Raw genomic sequence first — 3,099 nt, 5'->3', positions numbered from 1 at the left:
CTTGCGCTTTTCTTATTTCCGTGGATTGAAATACATTACTCTTCCGTTGAATAAATGCAATTCACCCTGCAGTTTTTTTCCAAGGAATTTGCTGAACTCGTTTGCTTTCCCTTTGTCGCCAGCGGTAGCTGTTGGAGGAAGCGTTATTTGTATGTATGTTTGCTCGCGTTCTGTATCATCTTCATCGACGATGGTTTCTTTGTCTACTCCAAATAAAATCGCGTTGTAGCGGTCCTGGGAGGATTGTAGATAAAACCATGTACCTCTGCCTTCTTCTTTTTCCTTTAGCTCATAAGGAAATGCGGAATTTTCATAGTTCCAATCTACCTGGTCTCCGGTTTTAGCCGTTATTTGTTTGTAGTAATTAAATAAATCCTTGAGTTCATCGGTGGAAACGGCTTGCTGAGTTGATGATGGAACAAGTTTTATATATGCATTACTAGACATTGTCCAATCCCCTTTTCCAATCTATTCTCCATCATTTTATCACTGAGGGAAAAGCATTGACAATAGAATATAAGCTTTTTAGCTTCATATGCCTTGCCTTTTTGGCAAAAATAAATTATAATAATATTCTAAATATTTAATTAAAAAGGAGGAGGCATATGGAACTATTCGAAAAGCTTTATGATGAACACGAAAAAGTTCAGGTCAGATTTGTGGGGTTCACCACCAATGATACTCGGTATGACTTTGGGATCGTGTATACAAATATGTTTTTCGGAAAACCGCTCGTTGTATGTATGCAAACTGGGCGTTCAGCACTCCTCGACCCAAAGGATATTGAAGATGTAGAGTTTTTGCAGAGAGCATTCCATATTACAGAAGTACGTCAGGCTGAAGATCTCGCTTTATTTTTCAATGAAGAGCTGCCAACGGCCCCATTCATGACTCAATACGAATAACATCCGGGAGCAGGCCAATAAGGCCTGTTTTATTTTTGGCTGTTTTCTAAAAGATTGTTGTTTTTAATGTGATGTTTGAAATCAACTTATTTAAAGCAACAAAGTATACGAACAGAGCCCACTTTTTTATTTTTCAAGGGCATTAACGGTATTGGTTTAAAAGTGACATACTAATAAAGGATAAAACATATTATTAGTTAATGTATAACAAATATAATCAAAAAATATTTAAAAGTGTTATACAATTAATACTTGAAAAATTAATAGTGTTATATTATTATATATTTAAAGGTGTTAAAGCGCTTTCAAAACAATACGAAAAGGGGTTTGAAAAGATGGGTACAATCGTTTGTCAAACTTGCAATTCTACAATTGACCATTTCGAAGATGAAAAAGTTTCTGTTCTTTATTCAAAAAAATGCGACTGCTGTGACCATGAGGGTGCAGAAGAGAGATAAGAATATATAAAAGGGCATGCACAGCATGCCCTTCTTTTTTTTAACGAATTGCTTTATGTTCTTTGATAACCCTGAAATATTTCAATTCGTCATCTTCTGGTCCTTGTACAGGAAGGCCAGCTTCCATGTTTGTTTTGATATAAACAAGGTTTTCTTCGGTAATGATTTCTCCAGGAATGAAGATTGGTATCCCTGGCGGATAAACCATAACGAATTCAGCGATGATTCTTCCTTCTGATTCTTCAAATGGAACAACCTCTGTGTCAGCGTAAAAGGCATCTCGAGGCGTAAGCGCCAATAATGGAATGTCTGGCAGCATGACTTCAGCATGAACCTTTTCTGATAGATGGTGAAATTCCTTAGAAAGTTCACGCAATGCTTCAACAAGAATTTTCGCTTCCTTTTCTGTGTCTCCAGGAGTTATGATGCACAGAATATTATACAAGTCAGATAACTCTACTTCGATATTGTATTTTTCACGAAGCCATTTTTCAACCTCATAACCTGTGATGTTCAGATCTTTTATGCTGATCAGAACTTTTGTTGGATCAAAATCGAATGTTGCATTTGTTCCAAGCAAGTCTTCTCCTGGACAATAAAGATGTTCGATTTCATTAACCTGTCCACGGATCCATTGAGCCAATTTTATAGTACGATCAAGGATCTCTCTTCCTTCCGTCGCAAGCCTTCTCCTTGCAGTATCCAGTGATGCAAGCAACAGGTAAGAAGTAGACGTAGTTGTAAGCATGCTGATGATTGATTGTACACGCTTTGCGGAAACAAGCCCTTCTTTAACGTTCAAGATTGAACTCTGGGTCATCGAACCACCTAACTTATGAACACTGGTTGCGGCCATATCAGCACCAGCTTGCATAGCTGATAAAGGAAGATCTTCATGGAAGTGAATATGGACTCCGTGAGCCTCGTCAACCAGGACAGGCACTTTGTAGGAATGAGCAATGTCGACAATCTTCTTTAAATCAGCAGCAAAGCCGAAATAAGTTGGATTAATGACAAGCAATCCCTTTGCATCCGGATGCTGTTCCAGGGCTCTCTCAACAGAATCTGTTGTAATTCCGTGGGATATACCCAGATTTTTATCAATTTCGGGATGGATGAAGATTGGAATCGCACCTGAGAATACAATGGCAGACATAATAGATTTGTGTACGTTCCTTGGGACTATAATTTTATCCCCAGGTCCACAAACTGTCATGATCATCGTCATGATCGCACCGCTAGTACCTTGTACGGAGAAGAATGTATGGTCCGCTCCAAAAGCTTCAGCAGCCAGATCCTGTGCTTGCTTGATGATTCCCTTCGGTGAATGGAGGTCATCAAGAGGTCCGATGTTGATCAAATCAATTGATAATGCGTTATCTCCAATGAAGTTCCTGAATTCAGGATCGATTCCGCTGCCTTTTTTATGGCCTGGAATGTGAAACTGAATTGGGTTCTTTTCTGCGTGTTTTAATAGGCTTGTAAATAACGGTGTTTCGTTTTGTGACAATTGATAATCACACCTCTTTATTTAATTAGATTTTATCGTTCAATTGGAAGTTATTTTTGTTTTGTTTTAAAAAAATAAAACACATGCATTATAGCACTAATAATATGCTTTGCAAAGAAATATTGCAGGAGTGTGGTTTATTTAGTATACATATCGAGGTATGAAAGGGTTGTAAAAGAAAAAGGCTCTGTAAAAGCCCAATGTTGTTTTTTTAAACCCTGTTGAT

4 protein-coding genes are annotated in these 3,099 nt (G+C 37.8%); 2 read left to right on the top strand and 2 right to left on the bottom strand.

All coding sequences use genetic code 11. From position 1 onward, the window contains the following. Nucleotides 1–12: 12 nt before the first annotated feature. Nucleotides 13–447, bottom strand: coding sequence for a DUF1885 family protein (locus V7654_RS01320; protein ID WP_335427873.1), 435 nt, complete (start codon nucleotides 445–447; stop codon nucleotides 13–15). Nucleotides 448–605: 158 nt separating this feature from the next. Between V7654_RS01320 and V7654_RS01315 the strand changes: the two genes are divergently transcribed. Together V7654_RS01315 and V7654_RS01310 are read left to right on the top strand one after the other, a co-directional pair. Continuing rightward, a complete protein-coding gene (locus tag V7654_RS01315; protein WP_335427871.1) occupies nucleotides 606–905 on the top strand; it encodes a DUF3055 domain-containing protein in 300 nt (99 codons plus the stop codon). 335 nt (nucleotides 906–1,240) lie between these two features. Further along, nucleotides 1,241–1,363 (top strand): GapA-binding peptide SR1P, encoded by a 123-nt coding sequence (locus tag V7654_RS01310; protein WP_335378247.1) that lies wholly within the window; start codon nucleotides 1,241–1,243, stop codon nucleotides 1,361–1,363. 40 nt (nucleotides 1,364–1,403) lie between these two features. Here the strand turns inward: V7654_RS01310 and V7654_RS01305 are convergent, their stop codons facing one another. Next, complete coding sequence (locus V7654_RS01305) at nucleotides 1,404–2,873, bottom strand: aminotransferase class I/II-fold pyridoxal phosphate-dependent enzyme (protein WP_335427868.1); 1,470 nt, start codon at nucleotides 2,871–2,873, stop codon at nucleotides 1,404–1,406. Nucleotides 2,874–3,099: the final 226 nt, after the last annotated feature.

The organism is Bacillus sp. JJ1609, from assembly GCF_036967045.1.
In the GTDB taxonomy this organism is placed as follows: Bacteria; Bacillota; Bacilli; order Bacillales; family Cytobacillaceae; genus Mesobacillus.
Note: the sequence above shows the minus strand (reverse complement) of the source record. Positions and strands in the feature narration are given on the sequence as shown.